The 19,029-nt window shown below is 42.8% G+C and carries 20 protein-coding genes and 1 pseudogene; 5 read left to right on the plus strand and 16 right to left on the minus strand.

Annotated features, from left to right (window positions below):
• Positions 1-63: 63 nt before the first annotated feature.
• On the plus strand, positions 64-654 hold the full coding sequence (locus QE417_RS23495; protein ID WP_311954514.1) for a Maf family nucleotide pyrophosphatase: 591 nt from the start codon (positions 64-66) through the stop codon (positions 652-654).
• Between the two features lie 116 nt (positions 655-770).
• On the opposite strand, the gene QE417_RS23500 is transcribed toward QE417_RS23495, so the two are convergent.
• From QE417_RS23500 to QE417_RS23510, 3 genes are all read right to left on the minus strand, one after another.
• The gene (locus QE417_RS23500) at positions 771-1,706 is read right to left on the minus strand and encodes a Ppx/GppA phosphatase family protein (protein ID WP_311954517.1); all 936 of its coding nucleotides are present in this window, start codon (positions 1,704-1,706) and stop codon (positions 771-773) included.
• Between the two features lie 68 nt (positions 1,707-1,774).
• The gene (locus tag QE417_RS23505; protein ID WP_311954520.1) at positions 1,775-3,025 is read right to left on the minus strand and encodes an ABC transporter permease; all 1,251 of its coding nucleotides are present in this window, start codon (positions 3,023-3,025) and stop codon (positions 1,775-1,777) included.
• A gap of 8 nt (positions 3,026-3,033) precedes the next feature.
• Entirely contained in the window at positions 3,034-3,930 is an 897-nt protein-coding gene (locus QE417_RS23510; RefSeq protein WP_311954522.1) for an ABC transporter ATP-binding protein, read from the minus strand.
• A 225-nt stretch (positions 3,931-4,155) separates the two neighbouring features.
• Here QE417_RS23510 and QE417_RS23515 point away from each other — a divergent pair, with 225 nt between their 5' ends.
• The gene (locus QE417_RS23515; RefSeq protein WP_311954525.1) at positions 4,156-5,529 is read left to right on the plus strand and encodes a Fic family protein; all 1,374 of its coding nucleotides are present in this window, start codon (positions 4,156-4,158) and stop codon (positions 5,527-5,529) included.
• A 47-nt stretch (positions 5,530-5,576) separates the two neighbouring features.
• On the opposite strand, the pseudogene dnaJ reads toward QE417_RS23515, so the two are convergent.
• The 5 genes and pseudogenes from dnaJ to QE417_RS23540 all read right to left on the minus strand — a co-directional run bounded on the left by dnaJ (position 5,577) and on the right by QE417_RS23540 (position 9,578).
• Positions 5,577-6,747 (minus strand): annotated as a pseudogene (gene dnaJ, locus QE417_RS23520) (molecular chaperone DnaJ).
• 123 nt (positions 6,748-6,870) lie between these two features.
• Positions 6,871-7,482: a nucleotide exchange factor GrpE gene (locus QE417_RS23525; protein WP_311954526.1), complete on the minus strand. Its 612-nt coding sequence runs from the start codon at positions 7,480-7,482 to the stop codon at positions 6,871-6,873.
• Between the two features lie 161 nt (positions 7,483-7,643).
• Complete coding sequence (locus QE417_RS23530; RefSeq protein ID WP_311954528.1) at positions 7,644-8,324, minus strand: cell division ATP-binding protein FtsE; 681 nt, start codon at positions 8,322-8,324, stop codon at positions 7,644-7,646.
• Between the two features lie 6 nt (positions 8,325-8,330).
• Positions 8,331-8,534, minus strand: coding sequence for a fructose-6-phosphate aldolase (locus QE417_RS23535; RefSeq protein WP_311954529.1), 204 nt, complete (start codon positions 8,532-8,534; stop codon positions 8,331-8,333).
• 21 nt (positions 8,535-8,555) lie between these two features.
• Positions 8,556-9,578 (minus strand): acyl-CoA reductase, encoded by a 1,023-nt coding sequence (locus QE417_RS23540; RefSeq protein WP_311954530.1) that lies wholly within the window; start codon positions 9,576-9,578, stop codon positions 8,556-8,558.
• A 108-nt stretch (positions 9,579-9,686) separates the two neighbouring features.
• Between QE417_RS23540 and QE417_RS23545 the strand changes: the two genes are divergently transcribed.
• Together QE417_RS23545 and QE417_RS23550 are read left to right on the plus strand one after the other, a co-directional pair.
• Positions 9,687-10,040, plus strand: coding sequence for a 4Fe-4S dicluster domain-containing protein (locus tag QE417_RS23545; RefSeq protein ID WP_311954532.1), 354 nt, complete (start codon positions 9,687-9,689; stop codon positions 10,038-10,040).
• 82 nt (positions 10,041-10,122) lie between these two features.
• Positions 10,123-10,887: a C40 family peptidase gene (locus QE417_RS23550; protein ID WP_311954534.1), complete on the plus strand. Its 765-nt coding sequence runs from the start codon at positions 10,123-10,125 to the stop codon at positions 10,885-10,887.
• 151 nt (positions 10,888-11,038) lie between these two features.
• Here the strand turns inward: QE417_RS23550 and QE417_RS23555 are convergent, their stop codons facing one another.
• The 8 genes from QE417_RS23555 to QE417_RS23590 form a co-directional block, all read right to left on the minus strand.
• On the minus strand, positions 11,039-11,455 hold the full coding sequence (locus QE417_RS23555; protein WP_311954537.1) for a c-type cytochrome: 417 nt from the start codon (positions 11,453-11,455) through the stop codon (positions 11,039-11,041).
• Complete coding sequence (locus tag QE417_RS23560; RefSeq protein ID WP_311954540.1) at positions 11,452-12,108, minus strand: SCO family protein; 657 nt, start codon at positions 12,106-12,108, stop codon at positions 11,452-11,454. The genes QE417_RS23555 and QE417_RS23560 overlap by 4 nt, the downstream gene beginning before the upstream one ends.
• Complete coding sequence (locus QE417_RS23565) at positions 12,105-12,509, minus strand: hypothetical protein (RefSeq protein WP_311954543.1); 405 nt, start codon at positions 12,507-12,509, stop codon at positions 12,105-12,107. The genes QE417_RS23560 and QE417_RS23565 overlap by 4 nt, the downstream gene beginning before the upstream one ends.
• Before the next feature lie 22 nt (positions 12,510-12,531).
• A complete protein-coding gene (locus QE417_RS23570; protein ID WP_311954545.1) occupies positions 12,532-12,729 on the minus strand; it encodes a heavy metal-binding domain-containing protein in 198 nt (65 codons plus the stop codon).
• Positions 12,730-12,731: 2 nt separating this feature from the next.
• Entirely contained in the window at positions 12,732-14,186 is a 1,455-nt protein-coding gene (locus QE417_RS23575; protein ID WP_311954547.1) for a PepSY domain-containing protein, read from the minus strand.
• 3 nt (positions 14,187-14,189) lie between these two features.
• The gene (locus QE417_RS23580; protein WP_311954549.1) at positions 14,190-16,517 is read right to left on the minus strand and encodes a TonB-dependent receptor; all 2,328 of its coding nucleotides are present in this window, start codon (positions 16,515-16,517) and stop codon (positions 14,190-14,192) included.
• A gap of 351 nt (positions 16,518-16,868) precedes the next feature.
• Positions 16,869-17,240, minus strand: a complete 372-nt coding sequence (locus QE417_RS23585) for a hypothetical protein (RefSeq protein WP_311954552.1) — start codon at positions 17,238-17,240, stop codon at positions 16,869-16,871.
• A gap of 49 nt (positions 17,241-17,289) precedes the next feature.
• Positions 17,290-17,745, minus strand: coding sequence for a DinB family protein (locus QE417_RS23590; protein WP_311954556.1), 456 nt, complete (start codon positions 17,743-17,745; stop codon positions 17,290-17,292).
• Positions 17,746-17,863: 118 nt separating this feature from the next.
• On the opposite strand from QE417_RS23590, the gene lysA reads away from it, so the two are divergent.
• A partial coding sequence (gene lysA, locus QE417_RS23595; RefSeq protein WP_311954557.1) for a diaminopimelate decarboxylase occupies positions 17,864-19,029 on the plus strand: 1,166 nt, incomplete at its 3' end.

A 19,029-nucleotide genomic window follows, 5' to 3' on the forward strand; every position in this document is an offset into this window, starting at 1 on the left:
GTTCATGGATGATGGTTCATAGTTCATGGATAATTGCAGCAATTTTGCTATGAACCATCATCTATGAACCATGAACTCCCAATGAATTTACCTAAAATCATCCTCGCTTCCAAATCTCCACGCCGGCAGGAACTGCTGCGTCAAATGGACGTTGACTTTGAAATTGTACTGAAGGAAGTTGACGAATCGTACCCTGATGATCTTACCCCCGAAGAAATAGCCGTTTACATTGCCGAAAAGAAAGCCAGGGCTTATGATGGTACTATTGGCAACGAAGTGGTGCTTACCGCAGATACCATTGTGGCCATTGACGGGCTGATACTGGGCAAGCCCGAAAACGAAGCTCATGCCATCGAAATGTTACAACGCCTGTCCGGTCGGGTACATAAGGTGGTTACTGGTGTGTGCATCTTGTACAAAGGCAAGTATAATCTGTTTCATGATGTATCTGAAGTTTTCTTTCGTAAACTGACTGATGAAGAAATTACTACTTACGTTCAAAAGTATAAACCCATGGATAAGGCCGGCTCTTACGGTATACAGGAGTGGGTGGGTATTACCGCCATTGAGCGTATAGAAGGATCGTACACCAACGTGGTAGGTTTGCCTACCGAGAAGGTTTACCAGCAGTTAAAGAGGCTGGCAAGCTTATAATTTTCAACTTATTTATATCTAATGTCATCTCGAACCGCATTTAGAGATTTTTTCGGATTTATAGGCTAATCCGATTCGAGAAGATTTCTCGTTCCTCTAATGATATAATTTGAGAGTTACATTCCCTCAAACAACTCCGCCAAAACTCCTTCTTTTAACGAGTAAGCCGTCATGGTCACATCATTGATCTGCAAACGGTTCATCAGGTAGCGGGTAAGGAGCGAGGCCACCACGATCATATCAACCCTTACCGGGATTATTCCTTTGGTTGCCGCGCGGTCTGTGTGTGTCGATTCTACCATTTTATTTAAAACATGCAGTAAATCGCCATTGTCAAAATGGTAGGTAACGGTTTTTTTAAGGTCGAAAGTATGGCCTTTGTCCAACTCCACCAGTTCGGCAAACGTTTCAAAAGCTCCCGATGAACCTATAATATTTTTAACGTTTTGGCCTGTAAGTGCCTCAAACAACGGTACCAGCTTTTCATCCAGATATTCATTCAGTGCTTCGATCTCACCATAAGCAATAGGATCGGCCTTATGAAACCTGGCCATAAGGCGTGCTGCTCCAATTTCAAAACTTTGTTTGTAGTAGATATTTTGAGCATCGCACAAAATAAACTCAACGCTGCCGCCGCCAATATCAACAATCAGACTTTTATGCTCTTTAAGGCACCCCGATGCTTTAACACCCCGGTAAATATAGCCAGCTTCCAAATCGCCGCTAATAGTTTCTATGCTGATGCCGGTACGCTGTTTTACCTCATCCATAAACTGTTGTCCGTTTGATGCACTGCGCATAGCTGATGTAGCAATAGCTTTAACCGATTGAACACCGTATTGCTCGATAAATTTGCCAAAATTACATAGTGTGCTTATGCCCCGTTCGTAAGCCTCGGTTTTAATGGTGCCCTCGTTAATGCCGCCTTCGCCAAGTTTAACGCCAACATACTCATGGCGTATCTCCTTGAAAAAAATACCGGTGTTAGGTTCTGCTATCAGTAAGTGGAAAGTGTTGGTGCCAAGGTCCATTACGGCTACGCGGTTAGTCATGCTTCTAAAATAAAAAATCCCTGCAAATGTTTTAAACTTGCAGGGATCGCTTATGATTTTGTGGATGATTATTCTTTATAAAAGAACCATTTTACCAGTTCTTTATAGCTTGCTTTTTTGCCATACATTAAAATACCAACCCGGTATATACGCGCGGCAACCCAGGTTGTAAATATAAAGCCAACTATCATTAACCCCATTGATAATGCAACCTGCCACCATTCAGGGTCGAACGGTAAGCGTACCATCATGGCCACCGGTGCGGTAAACGGTATCATTGATAACCATACGGCCAAAGAGCTATCGGGGTTTTGAGCTAAGAAACTCACCGAAATGAGATAAGTGAATAACAAAGGCATGGTGATAGGAAACATAAACTGTTGTGTTTCCGACTCGCTGTCGACCGCCGAGCCTACGGCTGCAAATAAGGCGCTATAAAGCAAAAATCCGGTAAGGAAGTAAAACAGGAAGCAACCAATAATGTAACCAAACGGGACACCTTTTAAAGCTGCAAACAAACCAAGCATAGGGCTTTGTGGCGCATTAAAATACTTGTTGGCCAAATAACTTACCACAACCGATAGTATGATCCATGCCAAAAACTGGGTTAAGCTTACCAAAGCAACGCCAATTATTTTACCTAACATTAGCTGAAATGGCTTTACCGATGATACGATAACTTCGATAATGCGATTGGTTTTTTCTTCAATTACGCCACGCATTACCTGTGCTCCGTATATAAACAACGACAGGTAAATGATAATGGCTCCGGCCACACCCACTGCATATAAAGCTCCAACGTTCGATTCTTTGTCACCGGTTTCGGTAACCTCTTTGGCACTGATGCTAATATTGCTTTTAATGTCTTTAAGAGCAGCGGTATCAATACCACGGGCAACCATATTATTGTTGGTGGCAATGTCGTTCAGCTGCCTTTCAATAGCCATTGATGTGGTGATGTTGGGTTTCTTTTCCGACAGTAACTGTACCGATTTAACACCCACATAATTTTTAGGTATATAAAGCAAAATGTAGTCCTTATGCTTTTTTAACTCCTTACGGGCTTCGGCAAGTGGTTTATTACTGTTTTCGAATTTTACATTGCTTTTATTTTGCAACTTGCCACTAAACTGACCGCTTTCGTCAATAACCTTAACGGTACGGGTGGCGTTAAGTTCGCTGCTGTTTTTGTAGATGAGGTACATTACCGCATACATAGCCAGCAATAGGGCCGGTACCAGGAAAACCGTTACCACAAAGGCTTTTTTGCGTACGCGAGAGATATATTCGCGTTGTATAATGAGTAAAACTTTGTTCATGTGATGGCTTATTTGGTTTGCTGAATAAATATTTCGTTAACACTTGGTATAACTTCCTGCAGGCGGTTTACGCTCACCTGGGGTATGAGGTATTGCAGTACATCGTTAGATGTTGCACCCTTGTTAAGCTTAAGGCGCAGGGTATAGGCATCATCGGCATAAACCTCATCAAGCATTGTAAAAGGCTGCGAACCATTTAATTCTGCATGGTTGCCGCTGTACTCAACCAGGTAAGTAGCATTACGATACGAGTTACGAATGTCTTTTATACGGCCATCAAGCACCTTGTGCGATTTATGAATAAGTGCAATAGATGTACAAAGCTCCTCAACTGATTCCATGCGATGTGTGGAGAAGAGGATGGTAGCTCCTTTTTGATTCAACTCCAGTATCTCGTTCTTAATAATTTCGGCATTTCCGGGGTCAAAACCGCTGAAAGGTTCATCAAGGATGATCAGATCGGGTTCGTGCAGTACCGTAGCCACAAACTGGGCTTTTTGCTGCATACCTTTTGATAGTTCTTCTACCTTTTTATTCCACCAGTCCTGTATTTCCAGTTTTTCGAACCAGTTTTTAATACGGCGGGTGGCTTCGGCATGGCTCAGGCCTTTAAGGCGGGCCAGGTATACAATTTGCTCGCCAATGGCCATCTTTTTGTAAAGGCCACGTTCTTCGGGCATATAGCCTATGCGCTCGATGTGCGATTGGTTAAGCTTTTCGCCGTTAAAATAGATCTCGCCCGAGTCGGGGGCGGTAATTTGGTTAATGATGCGTATGAGCGAAGTTTTGCCGGCGCCATTTGGCCCTAAAAGACCAAATATTTGTCCGGTGGGTACTTCCAGGCTCACATCATCCAACGCGCGGTGACCGGCGTATTGTTTTACAATGTTGCGGATGCTAAGCATAAGGTGTAAGGGGTCAGAGTAGTTTTAATTAATAGCTGAATGTAGCATTTAATTGTTAGATAAAATTAAGAAAGGTTGTTACAATTATATGACAATAATTATATGTAACAAAAAGCCTTAAAGCATAACACTTCAGGCTATGGAACAATGATCCATTTGTTGAGGTAAATTAAGTAAGAAAATGGAATATTAGTCCATTAATACCTTATTTCATATCTTTAAAACATGAACCTCAAATTGGAGATAGAATTTAGTAAAGCCGACATATTTAATCAGGTTGATGCGCTGAAAAAGCAAATAGATGATATGCGCCCCCTACCACCCGATGTTGAGGGACGCGTAATGCAAAAGCTCCGTTTAGATTGGAACTATAACTCCAATGCTATTGAGGGGAATAAACTGAGTTACGGCGAAACCACAGCTTTGCTGATGCATGGTATGACAGCCAAAGGTAAACCGCTAAAAGATCATTTAGACATACAAGGTCACAATGAGGCTATTGAATTATTGGAAAGAATGGTTAAGGATGAACGACCTCTTACCGAAACTGATATACGAGGATTGCATGAAGTGATTTTAGGTAAGCCACACACTGCCCAAGCACAAACTGCTGATGGTACACCAACAACCAAAACTATCACAGTAGGTGAATATAAAAACCTGCCCAATCATGTTAAAACGATAACTGGCGAAATACACTACTATGCCAGCCCCGAAGAAACACCTGCTAAAATGCAGGAATTGATGGAATGGTATTATGATGCATCTGCAAGTAAAGAAATTCATCCTATAGTTACAGCTGCTTTATTTCATCATCGCTTTGTAGCTATTCACCCGTTTGATGATGGTAATGGCCGTATGTCACGCATTTTGATGAATTTGATATTGATGCGAAATGGTTATCCGGTGGCGGTAATTAAGAACGATAATAAGGATGAGTATTATTCTTTGTTAAGCAGGGCAGATGTTGGAGAGAATTTTCCTTTTGTGGAGTATATTATAGAAAAGGTAGAAAATTCGTTACGGCTTTATATAAAAGCAGTTGAGGGAGGGGATATTGATGAAGATGAGGATATAGATAAAGAAATTGCTTTGTTTAAAATGGAGCTGAAAGATAATGTATTGCTTAGTGAAAAAAAGACTCCAGCGACTTTAGCCAGAGTAATCAAAACAGATATTAGAGTATTATTCGAAAAGCTATTTATAAAATCAGGAGAATTTAATGAATTTTTCTTTTCCAATAATGTGAAAATTTGGCTTGTTTTTGGCCCTTCAGTTAAAACTTCCTTTGAAGTAAAGAATTTAGAAAGTTTAGAAGGAATTTTATATCAAATTGCGGATGTTACAAGTTCTTATTATCGTATCGATATTGAATTTTATTTTAATGAATTTCGGCATCCGACAAATAATTTTAGCATAGAAAGCTTTATATCAGTTGTGTTTAATGATTATACATTTGAAATTCTTAATAATTTGGAAGATGCAATCTTTTTAAAACTATATCATGAAGCGTTGACCAGTAAAGACGTCTCAGTCGTTATAAAGTCACTGTTCGCCGGTATAAAAGGACTTATCACACATAGCATAAAAAAAGCCTGAAAGCGTTTTACTTTCAGGCTTTTCAATATGTAAGCTAATCCATTAGCTTATTCAAAGTATTCTTTCATCCGTTCAAAAAAGCTTTTCTCGTTTTTTACCCGGACTTGGTTTAAAGTTGGGTGAGTTCTGCAGTTTTTCTAACAGGTCGCGCTCTTCGCGGCTCAAGGCTTTTGGGGTCCAAATGTTAATGTGCACCAATTGGTCGCCGCGGTGGTATGAGTTTACCTCGGGCACACCTTTACCTTTAAGGCGTAATATTTTACCGCCCTGGGTACCGGGTTCAATTTTAATTTTGGCTTTACCATCAATGGTAGGCACTTCAACGCTGGTGCCTAAAGCAGCATCCACAAAGTTGATGTGCATGTCGTAAATAACATTGTTGCCATCACGTTTCAGCGTTTCGTGTGGTATCTCCTCAATAAGGATGATCAAATCTCCCGGAACACCACCGCGTGGGGCTGCGTTACCTTTACCGCTCATGCTCAGTTGCATACCTTCGCTTACACCGGCCGGTATGTTGATGCTAATAGTTTCTTCACCGCGTACAACACCATCGCCATGACAAACATTACATTTTGAGGTAATTGTAGAGCCTTCGCCGTTACAGGTAGGGCAGGTGCTGGTAGTTTGCATTTGGCCCAAAATAGTATTGGTTACCCTGCGTACCGCACCCGAACCGCCACAGGTTTTACAGGTTTGTACCGATGTTTTATCTTTAGCACCGCTGCCATCACAAGTACCGCAAGGTACCTGCTTGTTCACTTTTATTTTCTTTTCAACTCCATTGGCAATCTCTTCTAAAGTAAGGCGCACTTTAATACGCAGGTTGCTGCCACGAGCTACTCTGCGACCGCCGCCGCCTTGCTGACGACCGCCGCCGCCACCAAAGAAACCTTCGAACGGACTACCGCCGCCGCCAAATATGTCGCCAAACTGGCTGAATATGTCGTCCATATTCATGCCCTGGCCACCATAACCGCCACCTGCCGATTGGGCATTAGCCGCATGGCCAAACTGGTCGTAACGCTGGCGTTTATCGGCTTTGCCCAATACTTCATAAGCCTCGGCAGCTTCTTTAAAGCTTTCTTCCGCGGCTTTATCGCCCGGGTTTTTATCCGGGTGATATTTGATGGCCATTTTGCGGTATGCCTTTTTTATCTCATCCTCACTCGCCCCGCGCGATACGCCTAATACGTCGTAGTAATCTCTTTTTGACATGTTCTTATATTGTGTGCGAGTGTTGATTGGGTTAAGTGGTTGATTTGTTAAGTGGTTCTAATCCACTAATAACTTCTCAAAAACTCAATCAACAACTCACTTAATCAACTCAATCAACAATACTTACGCTCCAACAATAACCTTAGCATAGCGTACAACCTTGTCGCCCAGGTAGTAGCCTTTTTCTAGCTCATCAACTACCTTGCCTTTAAGGTCATCGGTAGGGGCCGGAATGTTGGTAATAGCTTCATGAATATCGGCATCAAAGATGGTACCTCTGGCTTCCATTTCTTTAAGGCCTTTTTGCGTTAAAATATTTTTGAGCTTTGATTGTACCAGTGTAATACCTTCTTTAACTGCATTTACATCAGTAGCAGTTTCGGTAGCTTTAATGGCACGCTCAAAATCATCAAGTACAGGTAGTAACGATACAATTACCTCTTTACCGGCAGTTTGCAGCAACTCAACGCGCTCTTTGGTGGTACGACGCTTAAAGTTGTCAAATTCAGCATATAAGCGCAAATATTTATCATTGGCCTGGGCTAAATCTTCTTTAAGTTTTGCTTCGGCACTCACTTCGGTTTTTACTTCCTCGGCTTCTGCGCTTACGTTCAATTCGTCTGCCAAAGGATTTTCGGCTTGTTCTTCAGGTGTTGTATTTTCAGTATTCACGTCGTTCACTTCTTCAGGTGTCTCCTGTTTGTTTTTTTTATTAAACATGTCTTTAAAGTTCATGATGATTGTGCAAAACAAGTACCCTGCCATAACCTTAAAGCGGTCAGGCTGTCAGTACGATGTCAAATTGATAGGTAGAATTGTCAATGGTGGGTTGTCAGTTGTCAGTTATGAGTTGTCAGCATAGATATTACTGACAACTGACAACACACAACCAACAACTAAATAGCTACATCCTGCAACACCTTGCCCGATTCGCATTTTACAATGCGCGATGGGAACTGGCGGATAATATGATAATCGTGGGTAGCACAAACTACAGCAGTACCCGAAAGGCTGATCTGTTTCAACAGCATCACAATTTCTTCTGAGGTATCGGGGTCAAGGTTACCGGTTGGTTCGTCGGCCAGTATGATTTCAGGATCGTTAAGCAGGGCGCGGGCAATTACCACACGTTGCTGCTCACCGCCCGACAGTTCGTGTGGCATTTTTTTGATCTTAGAGCGCAGGCCAACTTTTTCCAGTACATCACGAATACGTTCGGATATCAGGTTTTTATCTTTCCAACCGGTAGCTTTCATTACAAACAACAGGTTTTGCTCAATGGTACGGTCGGTAAGCAATTGAAAATCCTGGAAAACGATGCCCAGTTTACGGCGCAGGTAAGGTACATCCTTGCTGGCCAGCTTGCGCAGGTCGTAGCCACCTGCATGGCCTTCGCCGGTTGTTATGTTCAGGTCTCCGTAAATAACTTTCAGCAAACTGCTCTTGCCCGACCCGGTAAGGCCTATCAGCCACACAAAGTCACCTTTGTCAATATGCAGGTTTACGTCAGAGAGTACGAGGTGTTTTTGCTGAAAAATATCAACACCTTGCAGTTTTATAATGGAGTTTCCTATCATGTTAAGTTACAGTTCGAGTTTTAAGATCTGGCCAAAGGGTAGATCTTTTACCAGGTTCATAATGTAGTCGGCTTTGTCGGCCAGTCCAACTTTGTCGAGCGATTTTTCGGGCCTGTCTACCCTGAAATAAGCCAGCAGGGTAAATTGGTCGTCGCGCAGTTGCACATAGTCGGGTATTTTGGCAACGCCTTTTACTTTTATAATATACATGCCCTTCAAAAGTACGTAAAATTAAAGATTTGCCAAGAAACGCAATGTGTCAATTCCATCCGCATAATCCCAAAGGGCAGGGTACTGGCTTTGGCCAAAACCAACTACCTGGTTATTGGCCTCTATAACAGCCGATGTTACAATACATTGTATGTTTTCGCTTTGTTTACTCAAATATTCCTGTGCCGAAGCCAGGTCGGCATATTCCTCGTAATACACCACGGCGAGGGGAGAAGCCAACCGCTCGTCCTGCTTAATTAACAAAAAACCATTGTCGAAATGCTTGTCGCCATTAACCAGGTATATGGCTTTATTATAATCGTAATTATTATGGTATTTGTGATGCTGGGCAACCGGATAATGTTCTTCAATGGCCTCAAAAAATGGTATGAAATTATACTCTGCAGGCACTAATAGTTTAGATACGTTGCGGCACCCTAAGCCATAGTACTCAAAAATATCTTTACCTAATTCAAACAGTTGCTCCTTACTTTCGCTGCCGGTAAGCAGAGCCACGCTGTTGCGGTTTTTGCGGATGATATTAGGCACCTTGCCAAAGTAGTATTCAAAATAGCGCGAAGTATTGTTACTGCCTGTGGCAATAATGGCATCAAAACCCTCCAGTCTTTCGGTAAAACTGAAATAGTCGACCAGTCCGGGTTCAATGTCGGTAAGCAGCTTCAATACATATTTTATCAACCGGGCGTCTTGCGATGAAGCCTTAATGAGGGCGATGTTACCACTCAGCAGCACACACAGCACGTCATGAAAACCAACCAACGGAATATTTCCTGCCAGTATTAAACCAACTTTTTTAGGTTCATGTTCGGTAAACTTATAGGCTGATAGCCATTTTTCGAGATTTTCTTCGGTAAGTGATCGGGCAATGGCATTAACGGCCTGCTGAACACTTTGAGGAGTAAACCAGGCGTTGTAATGTTGTTCGGTTTGGATAATTTGCTGCAGACCTTCGTTTGGTGCGGCTAATTGTCTACCTAATTGAGTGATTATCTGGATTAAATATGAATTGCTGAATTTTGACATATGGATTGTACCAATAAAAACCCAAAAACGATTTTTTTGTTATATTTGTGGGCTTTTTAAAACGAGGCAAAGTTAATCAAGAATATAAGATTTTAGCGACAGAGATATATGGCAATTATAATCACCGACGAATGTATTAATTGCGGAGCTTGCGAACCCGAATGCCCGAATAACGCAATTTATGATGCAGGCGCTGCATGGAAGTTTTCGGACGGTACCGAATTACGTGGCGTTATTGATTTTGGCGATGGCAACACCCTGAATGCTGATGAGGCACAGGCCGCAATTTCAGACGATATTTATTACATCGTTCCTGATAAGTGTACCGAGTGTGTTGGTTTTCATGATGAACCACAGTGTGCTGCTGTTTGCCCGGTAGATTGCTGTGTTGACGATGAAAACGTACGCGAAACAGAAGAAGAACTGATAGCCAAAAAAGAATGGCTGCACATGGAAGGTTAATCCTTTCCGTGTAAAAATATTTTTGAAAGGGGCACCCAAAAGGTGTCCCTTTTTGTTTAAGCTAAAATTATAACTTAGCAGCATGGAATACGGTATTTCACAGTTAGCCATTATACCCGTTAGGAACGAAGCCAGTGAACGCGCTGAAATGGTAACGCAGCTTTTATTTGGCGAAACCTACCAGGTTTTAGAAATGCAGGAAAAATGGGTAAAGATAAAAACCGCTTATGACGATTACGAGGGTTGGATAAGCCGGGTGCAATTAACCACTTGTGCTTTGCTCGATTACGAAGTTTTTGAGGAGCAGATAGCCCTGCCTTTAACCAGTAAGCCGGTTACGGAAGCTATTAAAGTATCTGACCGTAGTAGCTTATACCTGCCTGCCGCAAGCGCGCTGCCTTTTTGGAATACCAATACCTGTAAAATTGACCACGAACTATTCGAAGTTGCCGATCATGATTTTTCGGTAACAGATATTATTACTACTGCCAAAACTTATCTTAATACGCCGTACCTATGGGGCGGTCGTACGCATTTTGGTATCGACTGCTCTGGTTTCACACAAGCGGTATTTAAGCTGCATGGTATCAAAATTAAGCGCGATGCCAGTCAACAAGCCGAGCAAGGTACGGTGGTTGATTTTTTACCCGCCGCCCAACCCGGCGATCTCGCTTTTTTTGATAACGATGAAGGCCGCATTGTACACGTAGGCATCATGCTCGGCCCGGATCAGATCATTCACGCCTCGGGCCGCGTAAAAATTGATAAGATTGACGGACAGGGGATATACTCCGAAGAGTTAAAGAAGCATACGCATAAGTTGCGGATAGTGAAGCGGTATGTGTAGCTGTCTGAATCAGAATTTACTGAATTTTAAGAATTACAGAATAAAAAATAGTCATTTCGACTTCAGGAGAAATCTTTTCGAGGCTGTGAGCTAATCCATTCGAAAAGATTTCTCGCTATCGCTAGAAAACACAAAGTGGTTTAATCTCAAACTATTTACACTCCACTAACTCCTTATTCACCATCTCCGTATTATGCAATCCCAGTTTATTACCAAACGAATTTTGCACATAAGTAAGCACCTCGGCAATTTCTACCGGCGCAAGGTTTGATGGGGGCATTTCGCCGCTGAAAGGTTTGCCATTTACGATGATAGGAAGTTTTATGCCTTTTTGAATATAGCAGGCCAACTGATTGCGGTTGTTTTTCAGGTAAACCGAATCGGTTAGGGGGGGGATAAGCGCCGCCAAACCTTCGCCTTGCACACCATGGCAATTTTGGCATTTGCTTTGGTAAATTTGCTGCCCTGTGGTGTAATATCGCATAAACTCAATCTCCTGTTCGCTTTGGCACGAGTAGGTAAGGGCTGCTATAACAGCAAGCAGCCCTGTAATTATTTTGAACTTCATTGGGCAATCATGCTTGCTGGTTCGGTTTGCAATAGTTTAATATCACTTATCAGCTTTTCTACCTGTTCGGGTTGAGTACCGTCGTAACTTCCGCGGATGCGTTTTTGCTTATCAATCAGCACAAAATATCCCTGATGAACATAGCCGCCGGGGGCACCGCTGTCTTCCATAACGGCTACGAGATAGCTTTCGGCCAGTTTGTAGGTGGCTTTTTTGTCGCCATTTAAAAACCACCAGGTATTGCCGGTAATGCCCATTTTATCGGCATAATTTTTTAAAACGGCTACGGTGTCGTGCCTTGGGTCGATACTGTATGATACAATTTTTACATTGCCCGATGTCTTAAACTCATCATATACCTTCAGCATATTGCGGTGCATAATGGGGCAAATTGACGGACAAGTGGTGAAAAAGAAGTCGGCCACATAAATGGTACCATCTAAAGATTTACGTGTAATGGTTTTGCCGTACTGGTTAACCGTTTCAAAATCGGGGATGGTTTGGTAAACGGTATCGGTAATGGTTTTGCCATTTACGGTTTTGGTTACCGCTTCGCGGTTACCATATATGGGTAAAACGGTATCGCTGTGATTGCTAAATTTACATGCACTCAATGCCAACAGGCAGAATGCACCTATTGCTAATGCTCTCATTTTTTTAAGGTAGATATAAATTGGTTCGATTGTTTAATAGCAGCATCTAACTGCTGGTTTACTGTACTTATCTGTTTCTTTTGGTTGGCCATGTACTGCATAACCTGCTCGTGGCTTTTGCCATCGCGCTCCACCTCAAACTGGTGCATCCAGTCTTCCATGGCCTTATCGGCTGCACTTAGGTTTTTGGTTACGGCAGATGCCTGCACGCTGTCGACTGCTTTGGTTTTAATCAAACTATCTAATAATATATTATTATGTACAACCTTTTCGCTCTTCTCCATAGCCTCATCATGCACCTTAATTACTTCGTTCATGGCATCTTTCTCCTCGGTTTTATAATCGCTGCAGGCACTTAGTAATAAGCTAAGGCCTAATAGTGTAGTTAAAAACTTTGTCATCTTTTTAAAGATTAATAGGTGCTTAGTCTTGTTTTTCTACCAAATCCATCCCGCATTTAGGGCAGGTACCGGGTTTCAATTCGGCAACATCGGGGTGCATGGGGCAGGTGTAAACGGTTTGGTTATTGGTTGTAGGAGTGTTGGTTTTTTCCTGCTTTTGCGCTGGTTGACTGCAGGCGGCCAATACAGCCATTATGCCTATAATAATTGCTTTTTTCATATTTACTTGTTTTTAAAAAAGGCTGCAAAACCAAACAAAGATACAACTAATACGCCTGCTGCTGCCAGCATACTTACAACGTCGCGTATATCTTTACCGGCCCATGTCATGCCAAAAAATTTGTGTAAAAATATAAATGAGAATCCCTCGGTACGGTCGATGCCCGAAATTTTGGTAGCCAGTTTGGCCGATGTGGTTTCGATGTACCAATCAACCTTACCGGGGTAGCTTATCTTAACTACCGGCAAGCGTTTGTTAATAAAGCCATATTCGGTAGTAAACTGGGAAATAGGTTCCGTTTGAATTTTACCGTACACTTTTTGTGGGGTATTGCCATGGTAATAGTTTGCTAAATAGCGGGCAAAAGTGGCATCGCCATTAACTAACTCCTCGCCACTTTTAGCATCAAAATACAAAACCTGTTTTTGCTTATTGAGCACCTGGTAGTAGGTGGCACCTTCAAACTTAGTGAGGTTTACGCGCTTAATCAGGCTATCGGCAATGGGTAACTGCAAATAGCTTTTCGCCAAATCCGATCGTTCTATTAATTGTTCAAATGCCGCGGGTGCCGGTTCGGTGTTGCACAGCTTCACATATAAATGGAAACCGCCGCTTACCACAAAGGTGAGCAATACAAACGATACGATTAAACCTAACTGGCGGTGAAAACGGTGTACAAACCGCTTATCCTCTTTGCCATCAGCTTTTTGTTTGTTTCTTATTTGCTTAAAGCGTTTCCAAAATAAGCCGTAAACCGTAATGCCCGACAGGAGCGAAAGCATCATTACCGATACCACCATCAGTAGTACCACTATCCTAAACGTTTCGCTAAAGGCATCGGCCATAAACTGCCAGTTATGGAATTGCTTAAATATCCATAAAAATGCCTTGCGGGTATTATTGTTAAACGTTCCTAAACGGCTTTGGCTGGTCTCCACATAAATGTCCATACCGTCGGGCCGGTCGAAGGATATTTTCCAAACAGGTAGCAGGCGGTTTATAGGCTGATAGTTGTTGTCGAAATTCTTTTGCAGCGATATACTTTTTACGGCCGAAGTTGAATCCTGCGTAAAAAACCGAGCTAAATATTGGGCATAAAGCTGGTCGCCGTTGGGAAGCAAAACGCCATTGTTGGCCGAATAATAACGGTAAGTACTATCAGGCATTAAAGCCTGATAGTAAGTGTTATGATTAAAGTTAACTAAGCCAAAATTGCGCAATTGGGTAAGCTGATTTTTACCCATTACCTCCTGGAAAGTAAGTTTAGGTGCCATTTGCTGCTGGGTAAGCGGCTTAAACACTTCCTGTGGAATAAATGGCCTGAACCAGTTTGACATAAAGGGGTGCGATAACCCGCTGATGCACCAAAATATAACCGGTACAAGACTGATTAAACCCAATACGCGGTGCCATTTATAAAACTTGCTTTTTGCAGATGCTTGTTTTTGTTGTTGCATGGCTTAATATTTTGAAAATGAATAACTAATGCCCAACGTATAGGTGCGTGGCGGTGCAGCGGTGTAGGTATCGCCATATTGGTTGCTTATTACCGTAGTGGCATAAAGTTTATTGGTTACGTTGATCATGTTAAACCATATACCTGCACCTTTCAGTACGTTTTGTTTAAAGTCGTACCCTAAACGCAGGTTGGCAATGTTGTAACCCCCATAGCTTTTGGTATTGGCCGGGTTGGTAAAGTATTTGTCAATACGCTGCCATTCGGGCGCTATACGGAAACCGGGAAGATAATCGGGTTTGTAGGTAACTTCGGCGTTGGCTATCCACGATGGGGCATTGGCCATACGCTTACCATTATAAATTATGGTGCTTGCTTTGCCGCCCGATGTACGTACTTCACTGTAATCTTTATAGGTATGCCATGCGTTTGTACCACTAAACCTGATGGCCAGTTGCTGTACCGGTAAGTAGGTTAAGGTATACTCAATCCCACGATGACGGGTTGCCCCTGAATTTTGGTTTTGCGTGGTATTATCGGGCAAAAGCTGACTAATGATCTCGTTACGTCCTTCTAAACTGTACAAACTAATTTCTGAATGAAACTTGCTGCCAAATGCTGTAAACCATCCGCCCACTTCGTAATTATTAAACGTGGCCTGCTTTAAAGGTGTTTGCTGCCGCGAACTAAACAAGTCGCCGGTTTCGGGAGGTTGAAAGCCGAGGCTATAATTGGCGTACAGGCCTTTATTATTACCTAAATTGTAGGTTAAGCCCAGTTTAGGGGCAAGTACATCAAAATCATTGGTTTGCTGCTGCTTGTATTTGGTATTAGTTACAGGCAGGCCGTTACGAAAGTTATAATGAACCCTGTCGTACCGTAACCCCATTACAATGCGCAAAGGCTCAATTGGTTTTAATTCATATTGAGTATAAGCTGCGGTATTAAACAGCTTAATGCGGTAATCATCAATATACATCCCGGTATTCGTGAAGCTGGTGTAATAATTACGGCTCACATCTTTTTGGATGCTTAATGATTGTGCGTAAAACGAACTCGGGCTATTATCAATATAAACACCCGCAATCAACCTCGAATGCAAAAAATCAAAATCGACCCGGTGCTGAGCCAGCACGCCAAAGCTATGAAACGATTGATCGTTTACCTGCCCGTTCGAGCTTACGTATTGACCTGCTGAATTGCGAACATCCGAAATAAAATAGCTGGGCAGTTGCGCAGTTGAATTATTACGGTAAAACAGCGTTACGAACGTGTTGCTACGGCTGCTCCAGGCATGGTCTAACCGGGCATTGGCCCTAAATGCGTTTACCTTGCGGTAAGTGAAACGCTGGTTACTGCTATAGGTGCGGCTGTAAAAACGGGTGCTATCTAAACTACCCGGCGTTTGGGTATTTAAATAATTGTAGGTGGCCGATGCCGTTAGGTGGGTGGCTGTATCAAACTCATAAATGGTTTTTAAACTGGCCGAATATTTATCAAAATCGGTATAATCCTGCCAGCCGTTGCTTTGGTGGGCTACATAACCGCCTGCATAAAAACCAAATTTGCCCGATGTAAAACCACCATCGGCATCCACGCGGCGGTAATGGTAGTTATCGCCCTGTAGTTGTACGCGGCCTGCATAACCTGCAGGCGGATTTTGGGATATAAAATTTACCGCCCCACCAATAGAGTTACTCCCGTAGAGTGATGATGCGGGGCCTTTGATCACCTCCATATCTTTCACGCTACTCATGTTAATTTCATACAGCGCATTGTGGTTAAAAATACCCGTGGGGCGAATAGGCAAACCGTCTTCCATATATAAATACAGCGCATTATAAGTTATAGGCTGACGGATAGCCATGGTATGCTGCTCGTTACCCAGGTTAACCATGTAAACGCCCGCTACTTTATTGAGAAGCTGGTACAACGCGGTTGCCTTGGTATCTTGAATTTGCACTGTATTAATTTTGCTGATGGCAATAGGGGCGCTGGCCCGTGATTGCCCCTCGCGACTGGCCGATACCACCACCGGCTGTAAATCAACCGCCGAAGGGGACAGGCTAATATTCAATGATGTTTGACCGGATGATACCTCGATAATTTGCTCGGTATAACCCATCATAAAAAAGCGAAGTTTTTGTGAGTAGGTGATGCTGAACTGCCCTTTACGGTCGGTTGTAGTAGCACCTGTACTTAAATTGACTGGATTCACAGTGACGCCGGGTAAAGGTTCATGGGTTATAGCATCGGCTACAGTACCGGTGATGGTTTGTGCGTGTATGCTGAGCGGGATATATAATAGTAAGAACAATAAAAAATTTCGCATAGTAATTGCTTGCGGCATCACTGCCGGTTATGGTTTAATGAATTTGGGTGGGGCAGGTTATTGGAATATACTAGCGCTCGTTTATAACGAGTGCTTACTATGGGCAGGCGATTGTATCGCCCCGATAAGCGTTATAAACGCTAAGCCATGTTAAGCAATCATTGCAGATGAGCGCAGATTGCGGCAGTAGGCTTGCTAAACCATTCTGTCATTCCGAGGTACGAGGAATCTTATACGCTGGAATAATCGCTCGTACAAGATTTATCTCTGTCGTTTGAAATGACATAACGGAGTTTTAGTAGCTATAAAAACCACATCACACCAATAAAACCTGAAATAAAAAGAAGAAAACTATGCGAGCCGCGGAGGGCGAAGGAGGGATTGGCTTACTTGCTGCGGTACCATAGCCTGGTAACGCTCGGGAAACGATTGCAGCAGTTGGGCATGAAACTTAAAGGTGAAGCTCACCGCAACACATGCGTCCTGAATTAAGCTTTTTTGAATCTGGCGTTCGGCACTGCGCTCTTTTTCTTCGGCCTGTTTAATTTTTTTAGCTAAATAACAACGGCCGTTACAATGGAGCCAAGGCTTATCGCGGTTTTCGCAAAGCTTTTCGGCAATGTACTTTTGGTTAGCCTCAAAACCTGCGTAGATAGCCAGCCGGGTAAAGTTGGCTGTTATCATCAGGCAGATGAGCAGTAAGGCTACAAAACGTTTAAACATTGCCGCAAAACTACGCTATCTGCACGCATGGTGCAAGCCTATTTTGCTTTTAATGTCGCACATAAAAAATATAATCGGTTGAGGGGAGTTGCGCTAAACCGGCTTGCTTAAGCTGCTGGCCAATTTGTGCACGGTGGTGGGTACCATGGTTAATAACATGCGAGAGTATGTTGATCAGCTTATCGGTATAAGGCACGCCTTTAGTGGTAGTGTAGCTGACAGATTTATCAAAATCTTCTGTTGTAAGATTGTTAACAAACTCCAGCCATGCGGCATGGTTTTCTTCGATAATGTATTTAAGTTGTACGGCTTGCCAATCGGGCCATATCATTAAACCCGTTGCATTATCCTGCTTGCATCGCGATAGCCAAACCTGTTGAGCACCCAAGACATGCGCCATCAGCCTAACTGCTTGTTCGGGCTGATCGGTTTCGAAAATACCATACAGTATTTGCAGGTTGGTGTGTTTATCGTAATTGAAGAGGTTAATAAAGTGGTTTTTCATGGTAATGAGATTTAGTGGTAAAAATATACAGGCTGCTCAATTAATTTATATATCGTTAACTAAATAGGCCAATAAATATTACTTTTAGGCCCTCTATTAAAGGTAATTATTAACAGCAATGTTCTCAGCATCCAATATATCACAGTTCGACCAACTCGAAACACCGTTTTATTATTACGACCTCAACCTGTTGCAGCAAACCGTTACGGCTTGTACACAGGCAGCTAATGTACATGGCTACCATGTTCATTATGCGTTAAAGGCTAATTTTAATACAAAGGTTTTGCAAACCATGCAGACTGCGGGCATTGGTGCCGATTGTGTAAGCGGTAATGAAGTTAAGGCCGCAATTGAACATGGCTTTAATAACAACAAAGTTGTTTTTGCAGGTGTAGGTAAATCAGACCGTGAGATTAACCTTGCGCTGGATGCCGACATTTTTTGCTTTAACGTAGAATCGGTGCAGGAACTGGTGGTTATTAACGACCTGGCTGCGGCTAAAGGCAAAACTGCGCGTGTAGCTATCCGCATTAATCCTAATGTTGATGCCCATACCCATCATTTTATTACCACCGGACTGGAGGAGAACAAATTTGGTATAAACACCTGGCAGTTAGATGATGTGTTGTTTACACTTAAAAACTGCGCTAACCTCGAGTTTATTGGTGTGCATTTTCATGTGGGTTCGCAAATAACCAACCTCGATGTATTTAAAAACCTGTGTACCCGTGTAAATGAACTGCACGAATGGTTTGAGCAACAGGGTTTATTTATTAAAGTATTGAATGTAGGCGGCGGCTTAGGCGTTGATTATTACAACCCAGATACCAACCCTATATGCGATTTTGAAAGCTATTTTAAAGTGTTTAGCGAGCATCTGAATGTGAAAGCAGGGCAGGAGGTTCATTTTGAACTGGGGCGTGCGCTGGTTGCTCAAAGTGCATCGCTAATTTCGCGCGTGCTTTATGTTAAAAATGGCCAAAAAAAGAACTTCCTGGTACTGGATGCCGGTATGACCGAATTGATACGCCCGATGTTATACCAGGCTTACCACCATATCCAAAACATCAGTAAACAACAAACCACCCATAATACCATAAACTACGATGTGGTAGGTCCTATTTGTGAGAGCACGGATTGTTTCCGCACCGATGTTGCATTGCCCGAATCGCACCGTGGTGATTTGATTGCCATTCGTACCGCGGGCGCTTATGGCGAGGTAATGGCTTCGGGCTATAACCTGCGCGACAGGGTGCAGAGTGTTTATACCGGTCAGGAGCAGTT

This window comes from Mucilaginibacter terrae (assembly GCF_031951985.1).
In the GTDB taxonomy this organism is placed as follows: Bacteria; Bacteroidota; Bacteroidia; order Sphingobacteriales; family Sphingobacteriaceae; genus Mucilaginibacter; species Mucilaginibacter terrae_A.

Bases quoted from the DNA above. Each gene is read 5' to 3' on its own strand.
- QE417_RS23495 (WP_311954514.1), top strand. From the start codon at position 64: ATGAACCATGAACTCCCAATGAATTTACCTAAAATCATCCTCGCTTCC.
- QE417_RS23500 (WP_311954517.1), bottom strand. From the start codon at position 1,706: ATGACTAACCGCGTAGCCGTAATGGACCTTGGCACCAACACTTTCCAC.
- QE417_RS23505 (WP_311954520.1), bottom strand. From the start codon at position 3,025: ATGAACAAAGTTTTACTCATTATACAACGCGAATATATCTCTCGCGTA.
- QE417_RS23510 (WP_311954522.1), bottom strand. From the start codon at position 3,930: ATGCTTAGCATCCGCAACATTGTAAAACAATACGCCGGTCACCGCGCG.
- QE417_RS23515 (WP_311954525.1), top strand. From the start codon at position 4,156: ATGAACCTCAAATTGGAGATAGAATTTAGTAAAGCCGACATATTTAAT.
- QE417_RS23525 (WP_311954526.1), bottom strand. From the start codon at position 7,482: ATGAACTTTAAAGACATGTTTAATAAAAAAAACAAACAGGAGACACCT.
- QE417_RS23530 (WP_311954528.1), bottom strand. From the start codon at position 8,324: ATGATAGGAAACTCCATTATAAAACTGCAAGGTGTTGATATTTTTCAG.
- QE417_RS23535 (WP_311954529.1), bottom strand. From the start codon at position 8,534: ATGTATATTATAAAAGTAAAAGGCGTTGCCAAAATACCCGACTATGTG.
- QE417_RS23540 (WP_311954530.1), bottom strand. From the start codon at position 9,578: ATGTCAAAATTCAGCAATTCATATTTAATCCAGATAATCACTCAATTA.
- QE417_RS23545 (WP_311954532.1), top strand. From the start codon at position 9,687: ATGGCAATTATAATCACCGACGAATGTATTAATTGCGGAGCTTGCGAA.
- QE417_RS23550 (WP_311954534.1), top strand. From the start codon at position 10,123: ATGGAATACGGTATTTCACAGTTAGCCATTATACCCGTTAGGAACGAA.
- QE417_RS23555 (WP_311954537.1), bottom strand. From the start codon at position 11,455: ATGAAGTTCAAAATAATTACAGGGCTGCTTGCTGTTATAGCAGCCCTT.
- QE417_RS23560 (WP_311954540.1), bottom strand. From the start codon at position 12,108: ATGAGAGCATTAGCAATAGGTGCATTCTGCCTGTTGGCATTGAGTGCA.
- QE417_RS23565 (WP_311954543.1), bottom strand. From the start codon at position 12,509: ATGACAAAGTTTTTAACTACACTATTAGGCCTTAGCTTATTACTAAGT.
- QE417_RS23570 (WP_311954545.1), bottom strand. From the start codon at position 12,729: ATGAAAAAAGCAATTATTATAGGCATAATGGCTGTATTGGCCGCCTGC.
- QE417_RS23575 (WP_311954547.1), bottom strand. From the start codon at position 14,186: ATGCAACAACAAAAACAAGCATCTGCAAAAAGCAAGTTTTATAAATGG.
- QE417_RS23580 (WP_311954549.1), bottom strand. From the start codon at position 16,517: ATGCGAAATTTTTTATTGTTCTTACTATTATATATCCCGCTCAGCATA.
- QE417_RS23585 (WP_311954552.1), bottom strand. From the start codon at position 17,240: ATGTTTAAACGTTTTGTAGCCTTACTGCTCATCTGCCTGATGATAACA.
- QE417_RS23590 (WP_311954556.1), bottom strand. From the start codon at position 17,745: ATGAAAAACCACTTTATTAACCTCTTCAATTACGATAAACACACCAAC.